Annotated in this window: 1 pseudogene; it reads right to left on the bottom strand. The window is 47.3% G+C overall.

Going from position 1 to position 725, the window contains the following annotated elements:
* Positions 1–725, bottom strand: a pseudogene (locus tag ACWHAR_RS26880) (NADPH--cytochrome reductase); the annotation flags it as partial.

Below are 725 nucleotides of genomic sequence, written 5' to 3'. Positions count from 1 at the left end.
TCAATTCTGCTAAATAATTAGAGGCGACACCCCGGTATTCACCTCGGCCGCTCCATGCTGAGGCTTTCACAACTCCTACCGTCATGCTCACGATATTTGCATGAACTTTCGGTGAGCTTGAAATGGAATAGTATCTCGGTTTTAGTGATGGCAAAAGTGCTAAAAACCGTTCAAACGGCATTTCGCAGGCAGGATAATCCTCTAAAAAATCAAGCATGGTAAGACGTTTTGCAAGTACCTGCTCTTTGTAAATGCCATCATCTAAAACGAGCTGTTCCAGCTCTTTTTGATGCGGCGGACAGACTGTATAAGAGGCCAGCTCCCGAAGCTGAAGCCTTGATGCCGGTTCCTGCAGCTCCACATAGGACGACAATAAATCCGCAACTTTGATCGGCCGATCCATCGGCAGATGAGACATATGAGCGCTTCCGCTTACTTTTATCACATGATTGGACTGCAAACCGAATCGGCTGAGAACCCGCTGAACAAGCTCCCTGCTGTTCTTCGGCAGGATTCCGATATGATCGCCTTCTTTATATGTTTTACCAGCCGGAATTTCCAATTCAATATGGCGGGTTGAACGCGTGCTGGCAGCTGTCTGGAGTTCTCGATTCTCTAACACAATCCCTTCAAACGCGCCATATGCTTTAGCAACCGGCGTTTCCGTCGCTTCACTGAGAAAAGTAATCGATAATGAAGGCCTGTCTTCTTTCTGGGCTATTTCG

The sequence above is a fragment of the Bacillus sp. LR--39 genome (assembly GCF_053613335.1).
This window is presented reverse-complemented; position numbering and strand designations above follow the sequence as displayed.